Origin of the sequence: Bacillus sp. DE0042, from assembly GCF_007680225.1 — a bacterium.
GTDB classification, from domain to species: Bacteria; Bacillota; Bacilli; order Bacillales; family Bacillaceae_G; genus Bacillus_A; species Bacillus_A wiedmannii.
The window spans coordinates 332,027-353,182 of sequence record NZ_VEJP01000005.1 but is presented as its reverse complement, the minus strand read 5'-3'; the positions used below and the strand labels follow the sequence as shown (position 1 = coordinate 353,182).

22 protein-coding genes and 1 riboswitch are annotated in these 21,156 nt (G+C 36.2%); of the genes, 4 read left to right on the top strand and 18 right to left on the bottom strand.

What is annotated here, in order from left to right; all coding sequences use genetic code 11:
• Positions 1 to 129 precede the first annotated feature (129 nt).
• Positions 130 to 297, top strand: a riboswitch (M-box (ykoK) riboswitch).
• A gap of 329 nt (positions 298 to 626) precedes the next feature.
• On the top strand, positions 627 to 3,332 hold the full coding sequence (gene mgtA / locus FS802_RS20570; protein ID WP_141547095.1) for a magnesium-translocating P-type ATPase: 2,706 nt from the start codon (positions 627 to 629) through the stop codon (positions 3,330 to 3,332).
• A gap of 111 nt (positions 3,333 to 3,443) precedes the next feature.
• On the top strand, positions 3,444 to 4,145 hold the full coding sequence (locus FS802_RS20565; protein WP_116443035.1) for an MgtC/SapB family protein: 702 nt from the start codon (positions 3,444 to 3,446) through the stop codon (positions 4,143 to 4,145).
• A gap of 41 nt (positions 4,146 to 4,186) precedes the next feature.
• On the opposite strand, the gene FS802_RS20560 is transcribed toward FS802_RS20565, so the two are convergent.
• Positions 4,187 to 5,425 (bottom strand): DNA polymerase IV, encoded by a 1,239-nt coding sequence (locus FS802_RS20560; protein ID WP_001208847.1) that lies wholly within the window; start codon positions 5,423 to 5,425, stop codon positions 4,187 to 4,189.
• Between the two features lie 145 nt (positions 5,426 to 5,570).
• Between FS802_RS20560 and FS802_RS20555 the strand changes: the two genes are divergently transcribed.
• Positions 5,571 to 5,771: a hypothetical protein gene (locus FS802_RS20555; RefSeq protein ID WP_046957503.1), complete on the top strand. Its 201-nt coding sequence runs from the start codon at positions 5,571 to 5,573 to the stop codon at positions 5,769 to 5,771.
• A gap of 44 nt (positions 5,772 to 5,815) precedes the next feature.
• On the opposite strand, the gene FS802_RS20550 is transcribed toward FS802_RS20555, so the two are convergent.
• On the bottom strand, positions 5,816 to 6,934 hold the full coding sequence (locus tag FS802_RS20550) for a tripeptidase T (protein WP_000609806.1): 1,119 nt from the start codon (positions 6,932 to 6,934) through the stop codon (positions 5,816 to 5,818).
• A gap of 127 nt (positions 6,935 to 7,061) precedes the next feature.
• On the bottom strand, positions 7,062 to 7,607 hold the full coding sequence (locus FS802_RS20545; RefSeq protein WP_033657628.1) for a GNAT family N-acetyltransferase: 546 nt from the start codon (positions 7,605 to 7,607) through the stop codon (positions 7,062 to 7,064).
• 189 nt (positions 7,608 to 7,796) lie between these two features.
• On the opposite strand from FS802_RS20545, the gene prli42 reads away from it, so the two are divergent.
• Positions 7,797 to 7,889 carry a stressosome-associated protein Prli42 gene (gene prli42, locus FS802_RS31210; RefSeq protein ID WP_000549038.1) on the top strand — a complete coding sequence of 31 codons (93 nt, stop codon included), beginning with the start codon at positions 7,797 to 7,799 and terminating at the stop codon, positions 7,887 to 7,889.
• Positions 7,890 to 7,966: 77 nt separating this feature from the next.
• Here the strand turns inward: prli42 and FS802_RS20540 are convergent, their stop codons facing one another.
• From FS802_RS20540 to lpdA, 15 genes are all read right to left on the bottom strand, one after another.
• Positions 7,967 to 8,206 (bottom strand): DUF3894 domain-containing protein, encoded by a 240-nt coding sequence (locus tag FS802_RS20540; RefSeq protein WP_000281162.1) that lies wholly within the window; start codon positions 8,204 to 8,206, stop codon positions 7,967 to 7,969.
• Positions 8,207 to 8,339: 133 nt separating this feature from the next.
• Entirely contained in the window at positions 8,340 to 8,900 is a 561-nt protein-coding gene (locus tag FS802_RS20535) for a L,D-transpeptidase (RefSeq protein WP_098653298.1), read from the bottom strand.
• Between the two features lie 15 nt (positions 8,901 to 8,915).
• Positions 8,916 to 9,884, bottom strand: a complete 969-nt coding sequence (locus FS802_RS20530) for an aromatic acid exporter family protein (protein WP_000472675.1) — start codon at positions 9,882 to 9,884, stop codon at positions 8,916 to 8,918.
• 100 nt (positions 9,885 to 9,984) lie between these two features.
• Complete coding sequence (locus tag FS802_RS20525; protein WP_087985156.1) at positions 9,985 to 10,707, bottom strand: amino acid ABC transporter ATP-binding protein; 723 nt, start codon at positions 10,705 to 10,707, stop codon at positions 9,985 to 9,987.
• Positions 10,700 to 11,359, bottom strand: coding sequence for an amino acid ABC transporter permease (locus FS802_RS20520; protein ID WP_001046922.1), 660 nt, complete (start codon positions 11,357 to 11,359; stop codon positions 10,700 to 10,702). The genes FS802_RS20525 and FS802_RS20520 overlap by 8 nt, the downstream gene beginning before the upstream one ends.
• A gap of 36 nt (positions 11,360 to 11,395) precedes the next feature.
• Positions 11,396 to 12,175 (bottom strand): transporter substrate-binding domain-containing protein, encoded by a 780-nt coding sequence (locus FS802_RS20515; RefSeq protein WP_000735469.1) that lies wholly within the window; start codon positions 12,173 to 12,175, stop codon positions 11,396 to 11,398.
• Between the two features lie 252 nt (positions 12,176 to 12,427).
• Positions 12,428 to 12,841, bottom strand: a complete 414-nt coding sequence (locus FS802_RS20505) for a BrxA/BrxB family bacilliredoxin (RefSeq protein WP_002008492.1) — start codon at positions 12,839 to 12,841, stop codon at positions 12,428 to 12,430.
• Between the two features lie 142 nt (positions 12,842 to 12,983).
• Positions 12,984 to 13,391 (bottom strand): YjdF family protein, encoded by a 408-nt coding sequence (locus FS802_RS20500; protein ID WP_000366594.1) that lies wholly within the window; start codon positions 13,389 to 13,391, stop codon positions 12,984 to 12,986.
• Between the two features lie 121 nt (positions 13,392 to 13,512).
• A complete protein-coding gene (locus FS802_RS20495; protein ID WP_002096322.1) occupies positions 13,513 to 13,977 on the bottom strand; it encodes an NUDIX hydrolase in 465 nt (154 codons plus the stop codon).
• Positions 13,978 to 14,046: 69 nt separating this feature from the next.
• Positions 14,047 to 14,751 (bottom strand): DUF421 domain-containing protein, encoded by a 705-nt coding sequence (locus tag FS802_RS20490; protein ID WP_098707525.1) that lies wholly within the window; start codon positions 14,749 to 14,751, stop codon positions 14,047 to 14,049.
• A gap of 106 nt (positions 14,752 to 14,857) precedes the next feature.
• Complete coding sequence (locus FS802_RS20485; RefSeq protein ID WP_000831203.1) at positions 14,858 to 16,036, bottom strand: FtsW/RodA/SpoVE family cell cycle protein; 1,179 nt, start codon at positions 16,034 to 16,036, stop codon at positions 14,858 to 14,860.
• 340 nt (positions 16,037 to 16,376) lie between these two features.
• A complete protein-coding gene (locus FS802_RS20475; protein WP_144525415.1) occupies positions 16,377 to 17,693 on the bottom strand; it encodes a dihydrolipoamide acetyltransferase family protein in 1,317 nt (438 codons plus the stop codon).
• Positions 17,694 to 17,708: 15 nt separating this feature from the next.
• Entirely contained in the window at positions 17,709 to 18,692 is a 984-nt protein-coding gene (bfmBAB, locus tag FS802_RS20470) for a 3-methyl-2-oxobutanoate dehydrogenase subunit beta (RefSeq protein ID WP_000290073.1), read from the bottom strand.
• 13 nt (positions 18,693 to 18,705) lie between these two features.
• Positions 18,706 to 19,707, bottom strand: a complete 1,002-nt coding sequence (bfmBAA, locus tag FS802_RS20465) for a 3-methyl-2-oxobutanoate dehydrogenase subunit alpha (protein ID WP_000852549.1) — start codon at positions 19,705 to 19,707, stop codon at positions 18,706 to 18,708.
• Positions 19,708 to 19,734: 27 nt separating this feature from the next.
• Positions 19,735 to 21,156 (bottom strand): dihydrolipoyl dehydrogenase, encoded by a 1,422-nt coding sequence (gene lpdA / locus FS802_RS20460; RefSeq protein ID WP_000090438.1) that lies wholly within the window; start codon positions 21,154 to 21,156, stop codon positions 19,735 to 19,737.

The following is a 21,156-nucleotide window of genomic DNA, read 5'->3' as shown; positions in this document are numbered from 1 at the left end:
TTTTCCATCCATATTTCAACAAAACTCCTCTTTTTTCCTACTATATAGCCATCATAAACCTATTTGATTTTTCAAAAAAAGATATTGACACTATAAATTTACAGTGCTAACATTCAAATTGTAATTGAATATGGTCTCTGTTAGGTGAGGCTCCTGTATAGAGAAACGCTGCTGCCCAAAAATGTCGAGAGACGCCAATGGGTCAACAGGAAAGGTCGGAATGAAGGCCTTTCTTAACGTAGCTGGTTTCAGTACCTATGCTATACAGTGCTAAAACTCAACGAGGGAGAGGTGCATGTATTTTTTGTCATACACAAAAACTGTTTTTATCTATGTTTACTAACAGTCTTTGTTGTGGACTCTTTTAACTGCGAATTCAGACCTTTACTCGTTTTGAGTAAAGGTCTTTTTATATATGCACCTTACTATGAAACAAACATAGCATATTCAGAAACTACTAAATTGTACGGAGGTGAGGAACAGTTGGCAATTGATGATTCGGCCCAGATACCCATATGTTTTACGTTAATATTTCATCATGTAGGTAGGAAAGAAGCTGTTCCTCCTAATTTTAAATAGTCGAGTAACAGATTGTTTCCTCCTTCATGAAAAAGGAGGAACTACCGATGTTAAATTTACAAAGACAAGAAACAAAACATTCTTACGATCAAGATCGTATGAAAACAAATAATGAATTATTGGTGGAAGTCGCAACACAAGATGCAAACAAGGCGTTACAACTTTTAGAAACAACAGAAGATGGACTCTCTAAACAAGAAGCGGCTCGTAGACTTACTTTATATGGCCCGAATGAAATAGCTCATAATAAAACATCACCGTGGTACATTCAATTTCTACTAGCATTTAAAAATCCATTTATTTTTGTTTTATTAGCTCTCGGCGCACTCTCTTTTTTCACAAATGACATACAAGGAACCCTTGTCGTATCTGTAATGGTAATGCTAAGTGCAACGATTCGTTTTTTACAAGAATTTCGTTCTCAAAAAGCTGCGGATCAGTTAAAAGCTATGGTTCGAACAACGGCGAGCGTCTTTAGAATAGATGGATTTGTACACGAAACAAAAAAAGTAACAAATTTAAAGCAAAATTATACAATGGAAATTCCAATTGAAGAACTTGTACCTGGCGATATTATTTCACTTTCAGCCGGTGATATCATTCCGGCTGATGTGCGTATTTTATCAGCTAAAGATTTATTTGTGAATCAGTCTTCTTTAACTGGGGAAGCACTGCCTGTGGAAAAGTACGAAAACTGCTATCATACAGAGAATAAACATATCTTACCGAAAAACATGAAAAAAAATTATAATCCACTCGATATGGAAAACCTTTGTTTTATGGGTACAAATATTGTAAGTGGTAGTGCAAAAGCTGTTGTCATCTCCACAAGTACCGATACGTATTTCGGCTCTTTAGCAAAAAGGGTAATCGGCAAACGAGTAGAAACAAGCTTTGATAAAGGTGTAAACAAAGTAAGCTGGCTCTTAATTACATTCATGCTTATTATGGCGCCTATCGTTCTTCTCATTAACGGATTCACAAAAGGGGATTGGCAAGAGGCTTTCTTCTTCGCTATCGCAATTGCTGTTGGTCTCACACCTGAAATGTTACCAATGATTGTAACTGCTAATTTAGCAAAAGGTGCCGTTAACATGTCTAAACAAAAAGTAATTGTAAAACAACTGAATTCTATTCAAAACTTAGGTGCTATGAACATTCTTTGTACCGATAAAACAGGAACTTTAACAGAAGATAAAGTTGTACTTGTCCGCCATTTAGATCCTAACGGTAATACATGTAATCGTGTATTACACTTTGCCTATTTAAATAGCTTCTATCAAACAGGATTGAAAAATTTAATAGATAAAGCCGTTATGAAACATACAGAAGAAAACCAGAAGTTTAATCCATCCATTTTTCAAAAACTAGATGAAATTCCATTTGATTTTGCTCGCCGGCGTATGTCCGTCATCGTGAAAGATATTTCAGGTGAACATACAATGGTTTGTAAAGGAGCAGTAGAAGAAATTTTATCTATTTGTAACTACACTGAAGTAGATGGAAAAGTTGTTTCTCTTACCGATGACATGCGTTCGAATGTTAAACAACTAAGTGAGACATTAAATAGTGAAGGTATGCGTGTTATTGCTGTAGCTTATAAAAAAGATAGACCAATAAATGATACAGAGTACGCGGTACAAGATGAAAATGATATGATTCTCGCTGGATATATTGGCTTTTTAGATCCACCGAAACCATCTGCAGCTACTGCCATTCAAGCATTGCAAAAACATGGTGTACAAGTAAAAATTTTAACTGGCGATAACGAAATCGTGACAAGAAAAGTTTGCAAAGAAGTTGGATTAAATATCGGTGAGCCTGTCCTTGGTTACGAAATCGATTCTTTACCTGATAAAGCATTAGCAAAATTAGCCGAAGAAACAACTGTATTTGCTAAACTAAATCCAATGCAAAAATCTCGCATTATACGAGTATTACAAGGAAACGGACACACTGTAGGTTATATGGGAGATGGCATTAACGATGCCGTAGCGTTACGTGAAGCTGATGTTGGCATATGTGTTGATACTGCTACCGATATTGCAAAAGAGTCTTCCGACATTATTTTACTCGAAAAAAGTTTAACAATATTAGAAGCAGGTATTTTAGAAGGACGTACTACATTCGGAAATATTTTAAAATATATTAAAATGACAGCTAGCTCTAACTTCGGAAATGTATTTAGTGTATTAGTAGCAAGTGCTTTCATCCCCTTCTTGCCGATGCTTGCCATTCACCTTTTAATTCAAAACTTACTTTATGATATTTCACAACTGTCTATTCCATGGGACAAAATGGATAAAGAGTTTTTAGATAAACCAAGAAAATGGGATACTGCCAACTTACGAAACTTCATTATTTGCATCGGTCCAATTAGTTCCATATTTGATATTATCACATACGTAGTCATGTGGAACGTCTTCGGTGCAAATACAGCTAGCGAACAATCATTATTCCAATCTGGTTGGTTTGTCGTTGGATTACTAACACAAACTTTAATTGTTCACATGATAAGAACACAAAAGATTCCGTTCATTCAAAGTACTGCATCAATACCGGTTCTTTTATTAACCGCTTGTATTATGGCAATCGGAATTTATATTCCATTCTCGCCACTTGGAGCAGCCGTTGGATTACAAGCATTACCACTTAGCTACTTCCCTTGGTTAATAGGAATACTATTAGGCTATGCTTTCTTAACACAGTTCCTAAAAAAAGTTTATATTAAAAAGTTTCATAGCTGGTTATAAAGTGAAGCTTTCATCAGCCCGCAAATAGCGGGATAAAAATGAGAATGAGCAGGTACTCCCCACTCATTCTCAAAAATATAACATGGACTTATATGTATGGAGGTGACCATGATGGTATGGTATGACATTGTATTAAGATTATTTATCGCAATTATTGTAGGTGCTTGCATCGGAATGGAACGGCAATGGAGACACAGGATGGCTGGATTACGGACAAATGCTCTCGTATCACTTGGTGCCTGTATATTTGTTTTATTATCCGTCATGCTTGATCACGATGCTAGCCCCTCACGTATTGCTGCTCAAGTCGTTAGTGGGATTGGTTTTTTAGGAGGCGGCGTTATAATACGCGATGGTTTTAGTATTAGAGGGCTTAATACAGCAGCTACTCTATGGTGCGCAGCTGCTGTTGGTACTCTTACAGGTGCTGGTTTCCTCGTTGCAGCTATATTAGGTGCAGCCGGCGTTTTACTAGCAAATATACTACTTCGCCCAATCGCTCTCTTTATGAATCAGAAATCAAAAGAAGAATCACCTGAACAAACGAATTACTTACTTTCTCTTACTTGTTCAGAGGAACATGAATCCCATATTCGTTTTTTACTTATGCACATGGTAAGTTCTGAAGGCATCGGTTTAAAAGAATTGTATAGCGAAGACGTAGATTCTAATCAAAAAGTGTGTATACAAGCTACATTACATTGCAGTACAAATGCAGCAGTCTTAATTGAAAAAGTAGTAGGTAGAATGCTATTAGAATCTGACGTTACTGCAGCTGGGTGGAAAACTTCATTAGATTTAGAGGTAAGTTAAAAATGAAAGGTGTCATGATATTTACAGCTTCATGACACCTTCTACATAAACTTATTTTCTAACTTTTGCTGAAAAGACTTTTCTTGCTTACGTAATAATTGACTACCTCGTTGTAAAATCGGCATTCCATACTTATCATTAATTTGATCGATGACAGCAAGTAGCGGCTCTTCTTTCGCATCTTCTTCAAATGAAAACAAATCTAATTGTTTCACCGATTCTGTCTTCCACTCTATTTCAGTAGCTGTAACACCTAATAAACGAACGGAATCACCGTCCCAATGTTGCTTCCATAAACGAGAGGCTGCCTGAAAAATATCTCGTTCTTCCCAAATGGCATTTTTCAGTTGCTTACTCCGCGTTACTGTCCGCCTATCATGATATTTAATCATAATTTGAATATTATAGCTGACAAGAGTTCGCTTTTGTAATCTTTTACTCACTGATTTTGATAGCCGTTCTAACATATCAAGTAATTCTTTCTCTTCATCCATATCCTTTGAAAAAGTCATCGAATTACCGACACTTTTATGTTGTCCCATTTGACTCGGATCAACTTCCCTATCATCCATACCTTTTGCCCGCTGTTGTAAATCAACACCATGCTTTCCAATTTTAGCGCGAATGATATGTTCGTTTCCTTTTGCTAACTGCTCAATTGTTTGTATATGAATATCATTTAATTTTTCAGCTGTTTTTTCTCCAATTCCATGCATCGCTCCAACCGGAAGTGGCCAAATCATTTCTGGAATATCTCGTTTTCGAAGCACCGTAATACCGAGAGGCTTTTTCATATCAGAAGCTGTTTTTGCTAGGAAAAGATTTGGAGCAATTCCGATGCTACACGGAAGTTGTAACTCTGTTAATAACGCCTGCTGAATCATCTTTGCTATTTCAAGAGGCGAACCGAGTGCGTAGCAATCTGTAATATCTAAATACCCCTCATCTATAGAGACTGGTTGTATTTTTTCCGTAAAACGGGAAAGAATTTGAAACATTTGAAATGAAGCTTCACGATATAATGTAAAATTAGGACGCATTACAACTAATTGCGGGCATAACCTTTTTGCTTCCCAAAGAGGCATCGTTGTACGTATTCCATAGTCTCTTGCCTCATAACTACATGTTATGATAATTCCTTTTCTTTCTTTTTCATTCCCAGCAACTGCTAACGGCTTCCCTTGTAATGATGGGTCATGAGCAATTTCAACAGATGCGAAAAAACAATTCATATCTACATGCAAAATAACACGACCATTTTTCGGATACATTTCTCGCATAGTACTCACCCCCCTAATCAGAACGTTCGTTCTTTCATTATATCAAATTTTGCATAATAGTTATAATAATTGCGTGTTCTTTTCCTTTTATACATTTGATATAATTTACATAAAATGTATAAAATCACAAAAAAGGGTGATTATGATGAAATCAACTAATAAACTCAACTATACGTTCCTTGTGATTATATTAATCATAGCCATTAATTATTTACTGCTTCCTATTTTTAATATTAATACGTTTGGGTTCTTCCCTCGCCTAGTACATATAGCAACAACTTATATATTGCCATGGATTTTCTTATATTGGCTGATCCGCCTTGTAAAAGCAATTGAATCAAAATAAAAAGCGTGTAAATCAATTGTGATTTACACGCTTTTTCTATTACATTACTTCGCTACTTCTTCAATAATTGCTATAACTAATTCTGCTGTTTTCGCTAATTCTTCAACAGGAATCTTTTCGTTTGTTGTATGAATTTCTTCATAACCAACCGCTAAGTTAACTGTTGGGATACCGTGTCCTGCAATTACGTTTGCATCACTTCCGCCACCACTTTGGTGAAGAGAAGGTGTACGACCAATGTTTTCAGCTGCACGTTTTGCAACTTCTACAACGTGATCGCCATCAGCAAATTTAAATCCTGGATACATAACGTTTACTTCAACGTCTGCTTGACCGCCCATTTCTTTTGCAGTTGTTTCAAATGCTTCTTTCATTTTCGCAACTTGTACTTCCATTTTCTCATTGATTAAAGAACGCGCTTCTGCAAAGATTTGTACATGATCGCAAACGATATTTGTTTGTGTACCACCTTCAAAACGTCCAATATTTGCAGTTGTTTCAGAATCAATACGACCAAGTGGCATCTTCGCAATTGCCTTCGCTGCGATAGTAATTGCAGATACACCTTTTTCTGGTGCTACACCAGCGTGAGCTGTTTTCCCACGAATAATTGCATTCACTTTCGCTTGTGTTGGAGCTGCAACAACGATTTCACCAACTTTTCCATCGCTATCTAATGCGTAACCGTATTTCGCTGTAATGCGCTCACGATCTAATGCTTTTGCACCAACAAGACCAGATTCTTCTCCAACTGTAATAATAAATTCAATTTTACCATGAGGAATGTTTTTCTCTTTTAAAACACGAATTGCTTCGAACATTGATGCTAATCCAGCTTTATCATCCGCACCTAAAATCGTAGTACCATCTGATACGATATATCCATCTTTAATAGAAGGCTTAATTCCATTACCAGGAACTACTGTATCCATATGAGAAGTAAAGTAAATTGTATCAACACCATCTTTTGTTGCTGGTAAAGTACAAATTAAATTACCTGCACCATGCCCAGTAACAGCCATTGTGTCATCTTCAAATACTTCTACACCTAAATCTGTAAATTTCTTTGTTAATACTTTGCAAATTTCTGCTTCAAATTTCGTTTCAGAATCTACTTGTACTAATTCCATAAATTCATTTACTAAACGTTCTTGATTAATCATAAGACTGCGCCTCCTGCACTACCATTATGTATGTAACACTATTAATTATAACAGAATTTCGCAAAAGTTTCGAAATACAAGACAAAAAACAGACGGTTTATATGTCTAGATAACCATCTGCTTTCTATTACTCATTTAACAATACCCAGCGCATATGATCTTCCCATACTCCATTTACCATTAACATCTTCCTAGACACGCCCTCATATTGAAAGCCTATCTTCGTCACTACTTGTATAGATGCTAAATTTCGTGGCATAATCGGTGCTTCTATACGATGTAACTGAAATTCTTCGAAAGTAACTTGAATAGCTTTCCTAAGCGCTTCTGTCGTGTAACCTTTATTCAACTCTGCCTTATCTAATTTATAGCCGAGCACACAAGATTGATAAATACCGCGAACGATTAGATTAAATGAGATACACCCAATAATTTTTGTATCATCACCCTTTTTAAAAATCCAAAGCCTGATGATTTTACCTTCTGCAAACTCTTTTCTATCCTTTTGTAACTTTTTCTTCTGATAATCTAACGTAAAAAAATCATCCGGTCTATACTCTTCCCAAGCTTTTAAAAATTCACGATTTCTGTCGTAATATTGAAGAACTTTTTCAGCATACGACTCATCAATTTCCCTTAAATGTAAACGATTTGTTTCATATATTTTCATCATCGTATCTCCATTCTTCAGCTTGCATAACAAAAAAATTATACTCTATCATTATTATATATTCTCTACATACATACAAATTTCCTGTTATACTTTACACGCACTTCTCGAATTTTGTCACTTCTCTCCCCTTGTCCACAATATCATTTCTCGTTACAATGATATTGTACTGATTTGCAAGGGGGTTTAACGATGCATAAAAAAGCTCAAAAAGTTATGATTTATGTAATGCTAATTTCTATGCTTGTAACAACATTACTTGCTGGCGCAAGTATGTTTTGGTAAAAAGGACGATCTGTTCGTCCTTTTTTTACTTTTTACACATAACATAATAAAATAAACCATCTCGATATCGAGATGGTTTATTTTATATAAAGCACAATCGCTACAATACTAAAGGAAAATGACATTACAAGTGCTGTTATAAAACTTGTATATTGTTTCTGCTGAAATGCTCCAATAACAAAAGTAAGATTGAGTAATGCCATACATACAATTGCTACAAGATAAGAACATATATTAAAAGTTGCCAATATGAATGTAATAACAAATAGAAATCCCATAAAAAATTGCATATACGAAATTTTTGGATTCAAGTACATATGAGCAACCCCTTTATCTAATTTTTTATCCCGATTGGTGAGGGCTGATAATCCGCGGGTAAAAAACCTCCCACTGATTAAAGTTTCACTTTATCTTTCTATACTCTCATTAACTCATGGTTATGTACACATGTCAAGACAACTTATTACAATAGAAAAAGCCAACCTTTTCGTTGGCTTTTTCATATGCAATGGCTCCTTTTTGTTTTGCCAATTGCTGAAATGATTTTTTCGACTTCACAATCCATACTTTCGTTCCAATTGGAATGCGATCAAATAAATACTCCACATCGTTTTTCTTCATTCTTATACATCCTTGTGAAATATACTTTCCAATTGAACTAGGTTGGTTTGTTCCATGTATTCCATATTTACTTCCATCAGTTCCTCTTGCATTAAATCCAATCCACCTTGACCCAAGTGGATTTTTCGGTGACCCACCTGGAATATCCTTCGCAATATAATACGGATCCTTTGCTTTCATTACAACATCAAAAGTTCCATCTGGAGTTAATTCATTTGTTTTCCCTGTCGCTACTGGAAAAACCTTTTGAATCTTTCCGTCGTCAATATAAGCTAGTTTATTCGTCGCTTTATTTACAATAATAAAAGGATCTCCGGCACGTGGATTATCACCAAGAGGCCAAATAGGCGATAAAGAAAGACATAATATGAAAGAGAGAAGATACGGCATAATAATTCCTACCTTCTATATAAGTTCTTTTATATTATCCTTTCCCTTAAAACGGCTTTTAATGAGTAAATATTGTTCCATCTCATACACAAGTTGAACAAGCTTCGCACGTATCTCAAATTCTTCACGTGTAACGGGCAATGGCATGTCTCTAAATAATTCTCTCATTTCTTGAAGCTGTCTTAAGGAAATAACCCCAGTACTCTCAGGGCTAATAGCATTTCCAATGTTTTCAACCACATCCGCAATCATATCAGCTTGTTCATATGTCCATGATAAAGAAGCTGCTAATGGTATCATCCGTTCTAAAATTTCGAATTGTTGCATGCGCATATTAAAATAACGATAGTAATAGCCATCTTCTCGCATAAATGCATTCTCAAGTTTCTTAAACGATAAATCCCTTGCTTCATTTAGCATATTTTCAGTTTCAATAAGTTCTGCCCCGCTCCAGCTACTTTCTCTGTTTCGTAAATACACGACCATTTCAAACAAAATTGTTTTAAAGTTACTTTCTATTGTATCCTGATACTCTTTTAGCTTATTTTCACTACTTGGCATATACATATTCACTAATAAAGCCACGCTAATTCCTATCGTTAATATCGCAATTTCATTCCCAACAATAAGCCATGTAATTTGTTTCAATGAATATAGATGCATCACAATAACTGAACTCGTGACAATACCTTCTTGAATTTTGAGCATAACTGCAGTCGGAATAAATGTAAGTAATAATATACTAATTGCAAGTGGTGTATATCCAATTGTTTCAAAAATACAAAACGCGAATACCATTGATAATACACAAGCTAAAAAACGATGTAGCGATACTTGAAGTGATTTACGTTTCGTATTTTGTACACATAATATAACTAAAATGCCCGCTGAACTATAAAATTCTAATCCTAATAACTGCGCAATAAAAACTGCTGCGCCTGTCCCTATTGCTGTTTTTACTGTACGGTATCCAATTTTGAACATAGCACTGCTCCTATATGTATAAACGTATTTACAGTTAGTATAAAAAAAGGATGACACAATGTCATCCTTTTCTACTTATTATTCACGCAACCTTTACATATTACAATATTTTTTGTAAAAATTGTTGCGCACGTTCACTTTTCGGTGCTACAAAAAATTCTGTTGGCGCGCTATCTTCTACAAGCTTTCCACCATCTAAAAAGAGAACACGATCTGCTACTTCTTTTGCAAATCCCATTTCATGTGTAACAATCACCATTGTCATTCCTGTCGTAACTAATGATTTCATAACTTCTAACACTTCTTTTACCATCTCTGGATCTAGTGCTGATGTTGGTTCATCAAATAACATAACTTCTGGTTCCATCGCTAACGCTCTCGCAATTGCTACACGTTGCTTTTGTCCTCCCGAAAGACGATTGGGATACGTATCTTTTTTATCTAATAAACCGACCTTTTCTAAAAGTTTCTCGGCTTTCTTGTCAGCTTCTTGTTTCGTTACTCCTTTTACATTGATAGGAGCATACGTAATATTTTCTAATACAGTCATATGAGGAAATAGGTGAAAATGCTGAAATACCATTCCGACATTTTCACGAACGTGCATAATATTCGTTTTCGGATTCGTTACTTCTTCCGTTCCAATCCAAATGTGACCATTTGTCGGTGCTTCTAGCACATTCATACAACGTAAAAATGTTGATTTCCCTGATCCAGACGGTCCAATAATTGCTACTACTTCCCCTTTTTCAATCGTTGTTGTAATCCCTTTTAATACTTCGTTTTTTCCAAATGATTTATGAAGGTTTTCAATTTTAATCACTTTTCTTCATTCTCCCTTCAATTGCCTTCCCGACTAATGTAAGAATAATGACTAGCATATAATAAATGAGTCCAACAAAAAGTAATGGTTCAAGATATTTAAACGTCTCACCGCCTACAATGTAAGCACGGCGCATTAAATCTGTCGCTCCTATTACTGTTACTACAGCCGATTCTTTCGTAAGTGTCGCAAACTCGTTCACAAGCGCTGGTAATATATTTTTTAATGCTTGAGGGAAAATGATATTTCGCATCATTTTCCCGTAAGGAATTCCTAAAGCCATCGCCGCTTCTGTTTGTCCTTTATCAACCGCTTGAATGCCGGCACGAATTACCTCTGACATATATGCACCTGAATTTAAGCTAAATGCTAATACAGCTGCTACGAATGCTGGTATTTCATAACCAATTATTTGCGGGACACCGAAATAAATAATCATTAATTGCAATACAAGTGGTGTACCACGGAAAATTGATGTATAAAAATCTGCCGCTATATTTAATGCTCGTATTCTAGCAATTTTGCAAAGCGCTAATAACGTTCCTAAAATAAACCCAACTAACGCTGATACTGCTACAATTTTTAAAGTAACTTCTAGCCCTTTTAGTATATATGGTATCGAAGGCGTAATCGCCGAAAAATCTAAGTTCATTCTTTTCATTCCCCTCACAGAAAAGTGAAAGGCAGCTTATTTTTCGCTGCCAAACCATTTCTTCACTAATTTATCCATTTCTCCATTTTCTTGCATTTTTTTAATTACTTTATTAAATTCTGCTGTTTTATCACTGTTTTTCGGAAGGGCAATTGCTGCTCCTACTTCTTCTGGTGCTTCTTTAATTTCAATTCCTTGTAATTCTTTCATTTTTTCTAAATAATTTTTAGCAACTGTGTCTTCTATAATTGCAGCTTCAAAACGACCAGCTTTAATTTCTTGTACGATTTCTGGTATACGGTCACGTCCCTCAACTTTGAAATCTACTTGTTTTTTAAATTCTGCTGCTTTCTCTTCTTGGATAGATCCTGTTTGTACCCCTACTTTTTTCCCTTTTAAATCCTCTACAGATTGAATATTAGAATCCTTTTTAGAAACGACCATGTTTTTCGCAACAAAATATATATCTGTGAAATCAACATTATTTTTACGCTCTGCCGTTGGCGTCATACCTGCCATTACGAAATCAACTTTTCCTGAGCTAAGGGATGCTAATAAACCACCAAAATCCATATCTTTCACTTTCACTTCATAACCAAGTTCTTTTCCAATATATTTAGCAACATCAACATCAAAGCCGATAATTTCATCACTTTTTGAAGCTTCTACGTATTCATATGGTTTATAATCTGCTGAAGTCCCCATAACCAGTACTTTCTTATTTTTTCCACTAGCCTTTTCTTCCCCATTACTACAAGCACTGAACATACTTACAATTAAAATAAGTGCAAACGATATTGATAATAACTTCTTCATCTTTCTTCCCCCTAATAATGTATATTTAAAAGTTTAATAGAATATTTATTCGATGTTTGTATTGTATCAGCACTTTAATTTTTATGCAATATATAAAATAAAAATAAATAAAACATCAATACAAACACCGTTCGGTATGTATAAAATATTGCATAAAATAACACAACTATGCATGTCCCATAAATTTTAATACTAAATAAAAAAAGGCGGTACATCCACTTCACTGTGGACGTACCGCCTTTTCGCTTATATTTATAGTTCTTCACAATTCTCTTCGAAATAAGATTGTAGTTTTGCAATAACTTGCATTGGTTCATGACCTTCAATTTCATGACGTTCTACCATCGTTACAATTTTTCCATCTTTTAATAAAGCGAATGATGGAGAAGAAGGTGGATATCCCTCGAAATATTCACGAGCTGTTGCTGTCGCTTCTTTATCTTGACCTGCAAACACCGTTACAAGATGGTTAGGACGTTTATCATAATGTACGGAATGCGCAGCAGCAGGACGAGCAATACCACCTGCACAACCACATACAGAGTTTACCATTACAAGTGTTGTTCCATTTCTTTTAAACGCTTCTTCTACTGCTTCCGGCGTCGTCAATTCTGTATATCCAGCAGAGACAATCTCTTCACGCGCTTGGCGGACAACATCATTCATAAAAAAGTTAAAATTAATCAATCTTTTCCCTCCTCTAAAACTACCTATTTGTATCTTACCAGTTAATGTTTATGAAATACAAGTAAGTTTACTTGTATTTGAGTATAGAAAAGGTGTTAGAGCTCTTGCTCTAACACCTTTTTTAATGGCCACGATGCTTTTGCTTTGCTTTTTGTACTTTAATTAAGCGTCTTCTTTGTTTTTCAGCTTCTCGCTTCTCTTTAGACTGCACTTTCTTTTCTTGTTTATGCAGTTCATAAGATAAGCTAATTGCCTCTTGCGCCTTAGTAAAACGGTTTACATTTACTTCTTTTGCTGCTTGTCGTATAATCCGCTTTATATTTTTTGGACGCTGTTTTTCTTTCACTTCCACACCACATTTTGCAAAGTGCTGAAAATACGCTAACATTGAACCGTTCACAAATATAAGCACTTCTTCGTCTGAAGGTTCCGTTCCAAAAATATACCTTGCTCCATACAACTTCCCTTTTTCTTTACATGTAATAATTCCTACGAAAAATTGACCATCGTGATATACTGTCAAATCCATTGACAGCCCCTCCTTTAAAAAATTAGAAATACTGGACATCCCGGAGGGGAAGGTTACTGACATAAAATCATGCGTCTGGACTACCAACCAGAGCTGTGTTTTTGTATTTCTTTCACTATTATTATATCTTTTTTTCCATAATCTTCATATATTCAACAATCATTTTTTTATGAGATCCTACAATATAGTCAGGTAGTTCTGTTACTTGAAAAAATTTAAGCTGAACCGCTTCTTCTTTATTCATAACAAAATCCCCTTCGTATTCATCTGTATAATAAGCGGTCGTTACAGATTGAAATTCATCACCGTTTGCTAATTTTGTAAAATAGTTCGCTCCAGAAAATACATTAATTAATCGTAAGTTCTTCACTTTTATTCCTGTCTCTTCATATACTTCCCGGTAAGCTGTTTCTTCTGGTGATTCACTAAGTTCCATGAGCCCACCAGGCAGCCCCCATTTTCCGTACGGCTCTGTTCGTTGCTGTAGTAATACATATCCATTTTCATTTATAACGAGTACAACAGCACCAACTAAAATTAAAGGGCGATGACCAACTATTTTTCGTAATTCTTCTACATATCCCATCGTATCCCTCCTTTTTCGTTGTCCACACTATTGTATCATATGTATGAAAAGACAAAATGCGTATATTTTTCATTTTTTTAACAAAATATTTATTTTATGCGCTTCATCCACTGTAGCTAACATAATGGATTCGATTTCCGCACTCTTCTCTAAAAACTCTTTCGCCCACTCTTCTGTTTTTCCTAATAAAGCAAGAACATCTTGCTGAATCCTCCCATCCTTTACTAATATAAAAGAAACTGGAGATCTTCTTCCCGCCACTTTCAGATCAAGCCGCGAAACTGCTTCATATTCTGGATACCGAAATATAGAAACAACACCGCTCGCTTCCCATAGTGCTAATTTAATCGTCTGAATATCGCTCACATTTCGCATACGAAGTTCCGAAAATAAATATTCCACAGTAATTCTCGCTTTTTTCAAATTGCTAAAATCAATGAAACCATTGTGTATAAGAATAATAGGTGCTGGCTCTAAAAAGCGTCTCCATCTATCCCATTTCAACATTAGAACTGAGCTTATAATGTGAAGTACAACGAGTATGAACGTTGTAATCATCGAACCGAGTAATCCCACTTTTTCATCAGATAATGCGTTAGAAATATTCCCACCAAGCAATAACACTAATACGACATCTAAAAAACGAAGTTGTGCGATGGACCTTTGCCCCATCGCTTTCGCAACTAATATTAAAAATATGTATGCTATAATAGCCCGAATAACCCATTCACTATTAGAAAGATGCCGTGCCCCTTCAAAAATATGCATATGCATCACTTTACACTCCTTACCCGTCTCAAACTGCTACTTTGTTTTAGTTTGCAACGTTTAAGAGCATATATGTAAAAAAGCTGATTCGTTTTTAAACGAATCAGCTTTTTTACTTGACGGAAAACATATACTTTTTATACGTTTTTCGTACGGATAATATGAGACCCATCATAATCATATTCGAGAACAAGGAACTTCCCCCATATGATAAGAACGGTAATGCAATCCCTTTTACAGGCATTAATCCAACGATCATACCGATGTTTTGGAATATTTGAACCGTTAATATCCCAATTGATCCAGCACATAATAATGTACCGAATAAATTATCAGCAGAATAACCGATAATAATTGTTCGATATAGTAATAATAGGAACAAGAATACAACTAACGCTGCTACGATAAATCCACCTTCTTCGGCAATTGTAGCGAAAATAAAGTCAGTATGCTTCTCAGGGATATAGACGTTCCCTTCGCCAAATCCTTTCCCTTCCATACCGCCACTACCTACAGCTAAAATCGATTGCTGTGTTTGATAACCTTGATCTGTATGTTCGAATGGATCTAACCAACCTAAAATACGTGATTGTTGGTGAGGTTTTAGTAACGTAACTAACTTATTAAAGAAGAAATCTTCATACCTTACGTAAATAAATATTAACGTAGATAATATGGTGACTGGAATAACTGTACATAACGCTATCAATTTCTTCTGAATACCTGACATAAATAAAATACATGCAATTGCAGCAGCATATAAGAACACCATCCCTGTATCCGGTTGGCTATATACAACAGCCATAGGCGGGAGGGATACTAACACAATTTTACCTACTAATTGTAAATCCGTTTGGAATGTCCTTGCCATATACTGTGCATTATGTTTCACTGCTATACTTGCTACTACGAGAAGCAATGAAATTTTGAAAAACTCAGATGGTTGAATTTGTCCAACTAACGGAAATACAAACCATCTTTTTGCACCTAATTTTTCAGGTGTGAAAGTGGAAACCGGTAGTATTTTCAAAAGAATAAGTGAACCAAATCCAACGATATAAAGTGGCCAAGACAATTTTTGTAATTGATCTAAGTCGATGCTTGCAACAAGCAATAACAATACAACTCCAATTATGTAGTTCAAACCCTGTTTCATCGCAAAGTTTGCCTCTCCATATTGGCCGGTTTGCTGACTGCTATATATAGCAGCTATACTCGTAACACATAATGCTAACAAAATTAATATTAATTTTACATCTAAACTTTTTAGAAACTCGGTACTTCTTTTCATGACATCCTCCTGAAACATTGTTACAGCAAAATAAAAAACCAGGAGTCAACATTCTTCATGTTTTGACGACTGATTACACATTATCTATAAAACACTTATATAGAATAACTCTCTTTTTCATACAATACAATATATTATACTACAGTTTCGTCAGTAAGATTTGCCAAAAAAATTATTCTTTTCTTATTTTATATCCATATACCATATATCAGCAATGTATTTTCATAAATTCCTAATACATAATCGTTCATTGTAAGATTACTGGGGAAGATATTATACATATAGTAGGATGTAGATGAAGAAATAAGATGATAAAAAGCTCGCATAAGCGAGCTTTTTATTAATATACAGATGTATTATTTTCTGACGTATTTTCTAAAATTTCTTTTACACGTCCTAAGAACTTACCACAAATTAAGCCATCTAGTACACGGTGATCAAGTGATAAACATAAGTTAACCATGTCGCGAGCACCGAACATACCATTATCCATAATTACTGGGCGTTTTACAATCGATTCAACTTGTAAAATAGCCGCTTGTGGGTAATTAATAATACCCATAGATTGAACAGAACCAAATGATCCTGTGTTATTAATTGTAAATGTTCCACCTTGCATTTCGTCCGCTTTTAACGATTTCGTACGTACTTTTCCTGCAAGCTCTGTAATTTCACGAGCGATACCTTTAATCGTCTTCTCATCCGCGTGTTTAATTACTGGTACAAATAGTTCGTCCTCTGTTGCAACAGCGATAGAAAGATTAATATCTTTCTTCTGAACGATCTTATCGCCAGCCCACATTGAATTGATTTGAGGATACTCTTTTAACGCTTGCGCTACTGCTTTTACGAAGAAAGCAAAGAACGTTAAATTAAAGCCTTCGCGCTTTTTGAAATCACCTTTAATTGAATTACGGTATGACACAAGGTTTGTCACATCTACTTCAATCATCATCCAAGCATGTGGTGCTTCGTGTTTACTACGTAACATGTTCGCTGCAATTGCTTTACGCACACCTGTTACTGGAATTTCGATATCGCCAGGCATTGTTGGTACAGAAACTGGTTTTGCAGCTTCTACTTTTTGTGCTACTGGCGCTGCTTTTGGTGCTTCTGGACGCGCTTCTACTACTGCTGCTACCGCTTCCGCTTTCTTCGCACCTGCTTGCGGAATATTTCCAGATTCCACTAGCTTTAAAATATCTTTACGAGTGATACGGCCATTTGCTCCCGTACCTTCTACTAAATCTAAATCAACATTATGCTCACCTGCAAGTTTTAAAACAGCTGGTGAAAAACGTGGTTTTCCATCAGTTGGTTGTTTTGCTTTCGGTGCTTTTTCAGGCGTAGCTACTTCTGCCTTTGGTTCTTCTTTTGTTTTTTCCTCAACAGCTGTCGCTGCTACTTCATCTGCGCCTTCTACTTGAATAACACAAACTACTTCACCTACAGCTAACGTCTCACCTTCACCAGCGATTAATTCTTTCACAATACCAGTGAAAGAAGATGGTACTTCAGCATTTACTTTATCAGTCATTACTTCTGCAAGCGGATCATACTTGTTTACGTGATCGCCAACATTAACGAGCCATTTACTAATTGTACCCTCTGTAACGCTCTCCCCGAGCTGAGGCATTGTGATATTTTCTACAGCCATGTATAGTCCCCCCGATTAAAATTCCGCAAGTTCACGCATTGCTTTTTCAACTTTATCTGGATTTACCATAAAGAATTTTTCCATTGTTGGTGCATATGGCATTGCTGGAACGTCTGGACCTGCAAGACGTGCGATTGGCGCATCTAAATCAAACAGACAGTTTTCAGCAATAATTGCTGCCACTTCACTTATAATACTTCCTTCTTTATTGTCTTCTGTTACAAGAAGAACTTTACCTGTTTTAGAAGCTGCTTCAATGATTGCTTCTTTATCTAATGGATATACAGTACGTAAATCAAGAACATGTGCAGAGATGCCATCTTGCGCTAACTTTTCAGCTGCTTGAAGAGCAAAGTGAACACATAATCCGTACGTGATAACAGTAATATCATCACCTTCGCGTTTTACATCTGCTTTTCCGATTGGTAATACGTAATCATCCTCTGGCACTTCACCTTTAATTAAGCGATATGCACGCTTATGCTCAAAGAATAATACTGGATCTTCATCACGAATTGCTGCTTTTAATAAACCTTTTGCATCATATGGTGTAGAAGGAATAACAATTTTCAAACCTGGTTGGTTCGCAAACATCGCTTCCACAGATTGCGAATGATACAATGCACCGTGAACACCGCCGCCAAATGGCGCACGAATTGTAACTGGACAAGTCCAATCGTTATTAGAACGATAACGAATTTTTGCTGCCTCAGAAACAATTTGGTTTACTGCTGGCATGATGAAATCGGCAAACTGCATTTCAGCGATTGGACGCATACCATACATTGCCGCACCAATTGCTACCCCAGCAATTGCAGATTCTGCAAGCGGTGCATCAAGCGCACGATCTTCACCAAATTGATCATATAATCCGTGTGTCGCTTTAAATACGCCACCTTTTTTACCAACATCTTCACCTAAAACAAATACTTTCTCATCGCGTTCCATTTCTTCGCGCATTGCTAATGTAATAGCATCAATATAAGACATTACAGCCATGAAACGTTCCCCCCTATTCTGCGTATACGTGCTTCAATGCATCTTCAGGTGCTGCATACGGAGCATTTTCTGCATATTCTGTTGCTTCATTTACGATATGCATAATTTCGTCTAACATTTGTTTTTCAAATTCCTCAGTTAACACGCCAGCTTCTTTTAAATAAGCTGCAAATGTTATAATTGAATCTTTTTTCTTTGCTTCTTCTACTTCTTCTTTATCACGATAAACACGATCATCGTCGTCACTAGAATGTGCTGTTAAACGATATGATACTGTTTCAATTAAAGTTGGGCCTTCACCACGACGGCCGCGGTCTGCTGCCTCTTTTACAGCTTTATATACTGCAAGCGGATCGTTTCCGTCTATTGTATATCCAGGCATACCGTAACCAATTGCACGGTCTGATACGTTTTTACATGCTAATTGTTTTTCAACTGGAATAGAGATTGCGTATTTATTATTTTCACACATGAAAATAACAGGTAGTTTGTGTACACCAGCAAAGTTTGCCCCTTCATGGAAGTCACCTTGGTTTGAAGAACCTTCTCCAAATGTAACAAACGTTACTAAATCTTTCTTTTCCATTTTTCCAGCTAATGCAATACCAACTGCATGTGGTACTTGCGTTGTTACTGGAGATGATCCTGTCACAATACGATTTTTCTTTTGCCCGAAGTGACCAGGCATTTGACGACCACCAGAGTTTGGATCTCCAGCTTTCGCGAAAGCAGACAACATAAGCTCTTTAGCTGTCATACCGAACGCTAGTACAACACCCATATCACGGTAGTATGGTAATGCATAATCTTTCTCTCTATCAAGAGCGAATGCTGCTCCAACTTGTGCAGCCTCTTGTCCTTGACAAGAAATTACGAATGGAATTTTACCCGCACGGTTTAATAACCACATACGTTCGTCGATTTTACGTGCAAGTAACATCGTACGGAACATTTCTAATACTTGCTCATCACTTAAGCCAAGCTCTTCATGGCGCTTTTCTTTTACTTCTGCCATTTTTCATAACCTCCTAAATCCACATTTTTATGCGTGTAACGCTTTTCCATCTACAGCTAATGCTGCTTCACCAATCGCCTCAGATAATGATGGATGCGGATGAATTGTATGTGCTACTTCCCACGGTGTTGCATCAAGTACTCTTGCAAGACCAGCTTCAGAAATCATATCTGTTACATGTGGTCCAATCATATGAACACCAAGAATGTCATTTGTTTCTTCATCAACTACAAGTTTTACGAAACCATCTGATTCGCCGTATACAAGTGCTTTTCCGATTGCACGGAATGAGAACTTACCTACTTTTAGCTTATAGCCTTTTTCTTTCGCTTCTTGTTCTGTTAAACCGACAGAAGCAACTTCCGGACTGCTATATACGCATTTTGATACCATAGAGTAATCAATTGGTGTAACTTCTTTACCAGCAATATGTTCTACTGCAACAATTCCTTCATGAGAAGCAACGTGAGCAAGTTGTAAGCCACCGATTACATCTCCAATTGCGTAAATATGAGATTCTTTCGTTTGATAAAACTCATTTGTTTGAATGTATCCTTTTTCCACAACGATATCCGTATTCTCTAAACCAATATTTTGCGTATTGGCTTGTCTTCCTACAGATACAAGCATTTTTTCTGCTTTAAATTCTTTATTCTCACCGTTATGTTCAGCTTGAATTGTTACTCCATTATCTTTTACCAATGTTTCTGGTAATACTTTTGCACCAGTTACCACTTTAATACCTTTTTTCTTGAATAGACGTTGCATTTCTTTTGAAACGTCCTGATCTTCTAGTGGTAATATCGTTTTCGCATACTCTAATACTGTAACTTCTACACCGAAGTCAGCAAGCATAGATGCCCACTCAATACCGATTACACCGCCACCAACGATAATAATTGAGCTAGGAAGCGTTTCCATTTTTAGAGCATGATCGGAAGACATTACATACTCTCCGTCTAATTCTAAACCTGGTAATGAATTCGGACGAGAACCTGTTGCAACAAGTACATTTTTTGGAATTAACATTTCATTCTCTTCTCCACTTGCAAGTTCAACTGAAATTGTCCCTGGCATTGGAGAGAAAATAGATGGGCCAAGAATACGGCCGATACCTTCAAACACATCAATTTTACCTTGTTTCATTAAGTGTTGAACACCTTTATGAAGTTGCGTTACAATCTTCTCTTTACGCTCTTGCACTTTCGCAAAGTTTAGTTCTACATTACTTGCAATAACTCCGAACTCTTCGCTTTTTTTAGCAGTTGCGTATACTTCCGCACTACGTAAAAGAGCTTTACTAGGAATACATCCTTTGTGCAAACAAGTACCACCAAGATTTTCTTTTTCAACAAGTGCAGTTTTTAAACCTAGTTGTGATGCTCGAATAGCAGCAACATATCCACCAGTACCACCGCCAACGATGACTAAATCATATTCTCTTGCCAT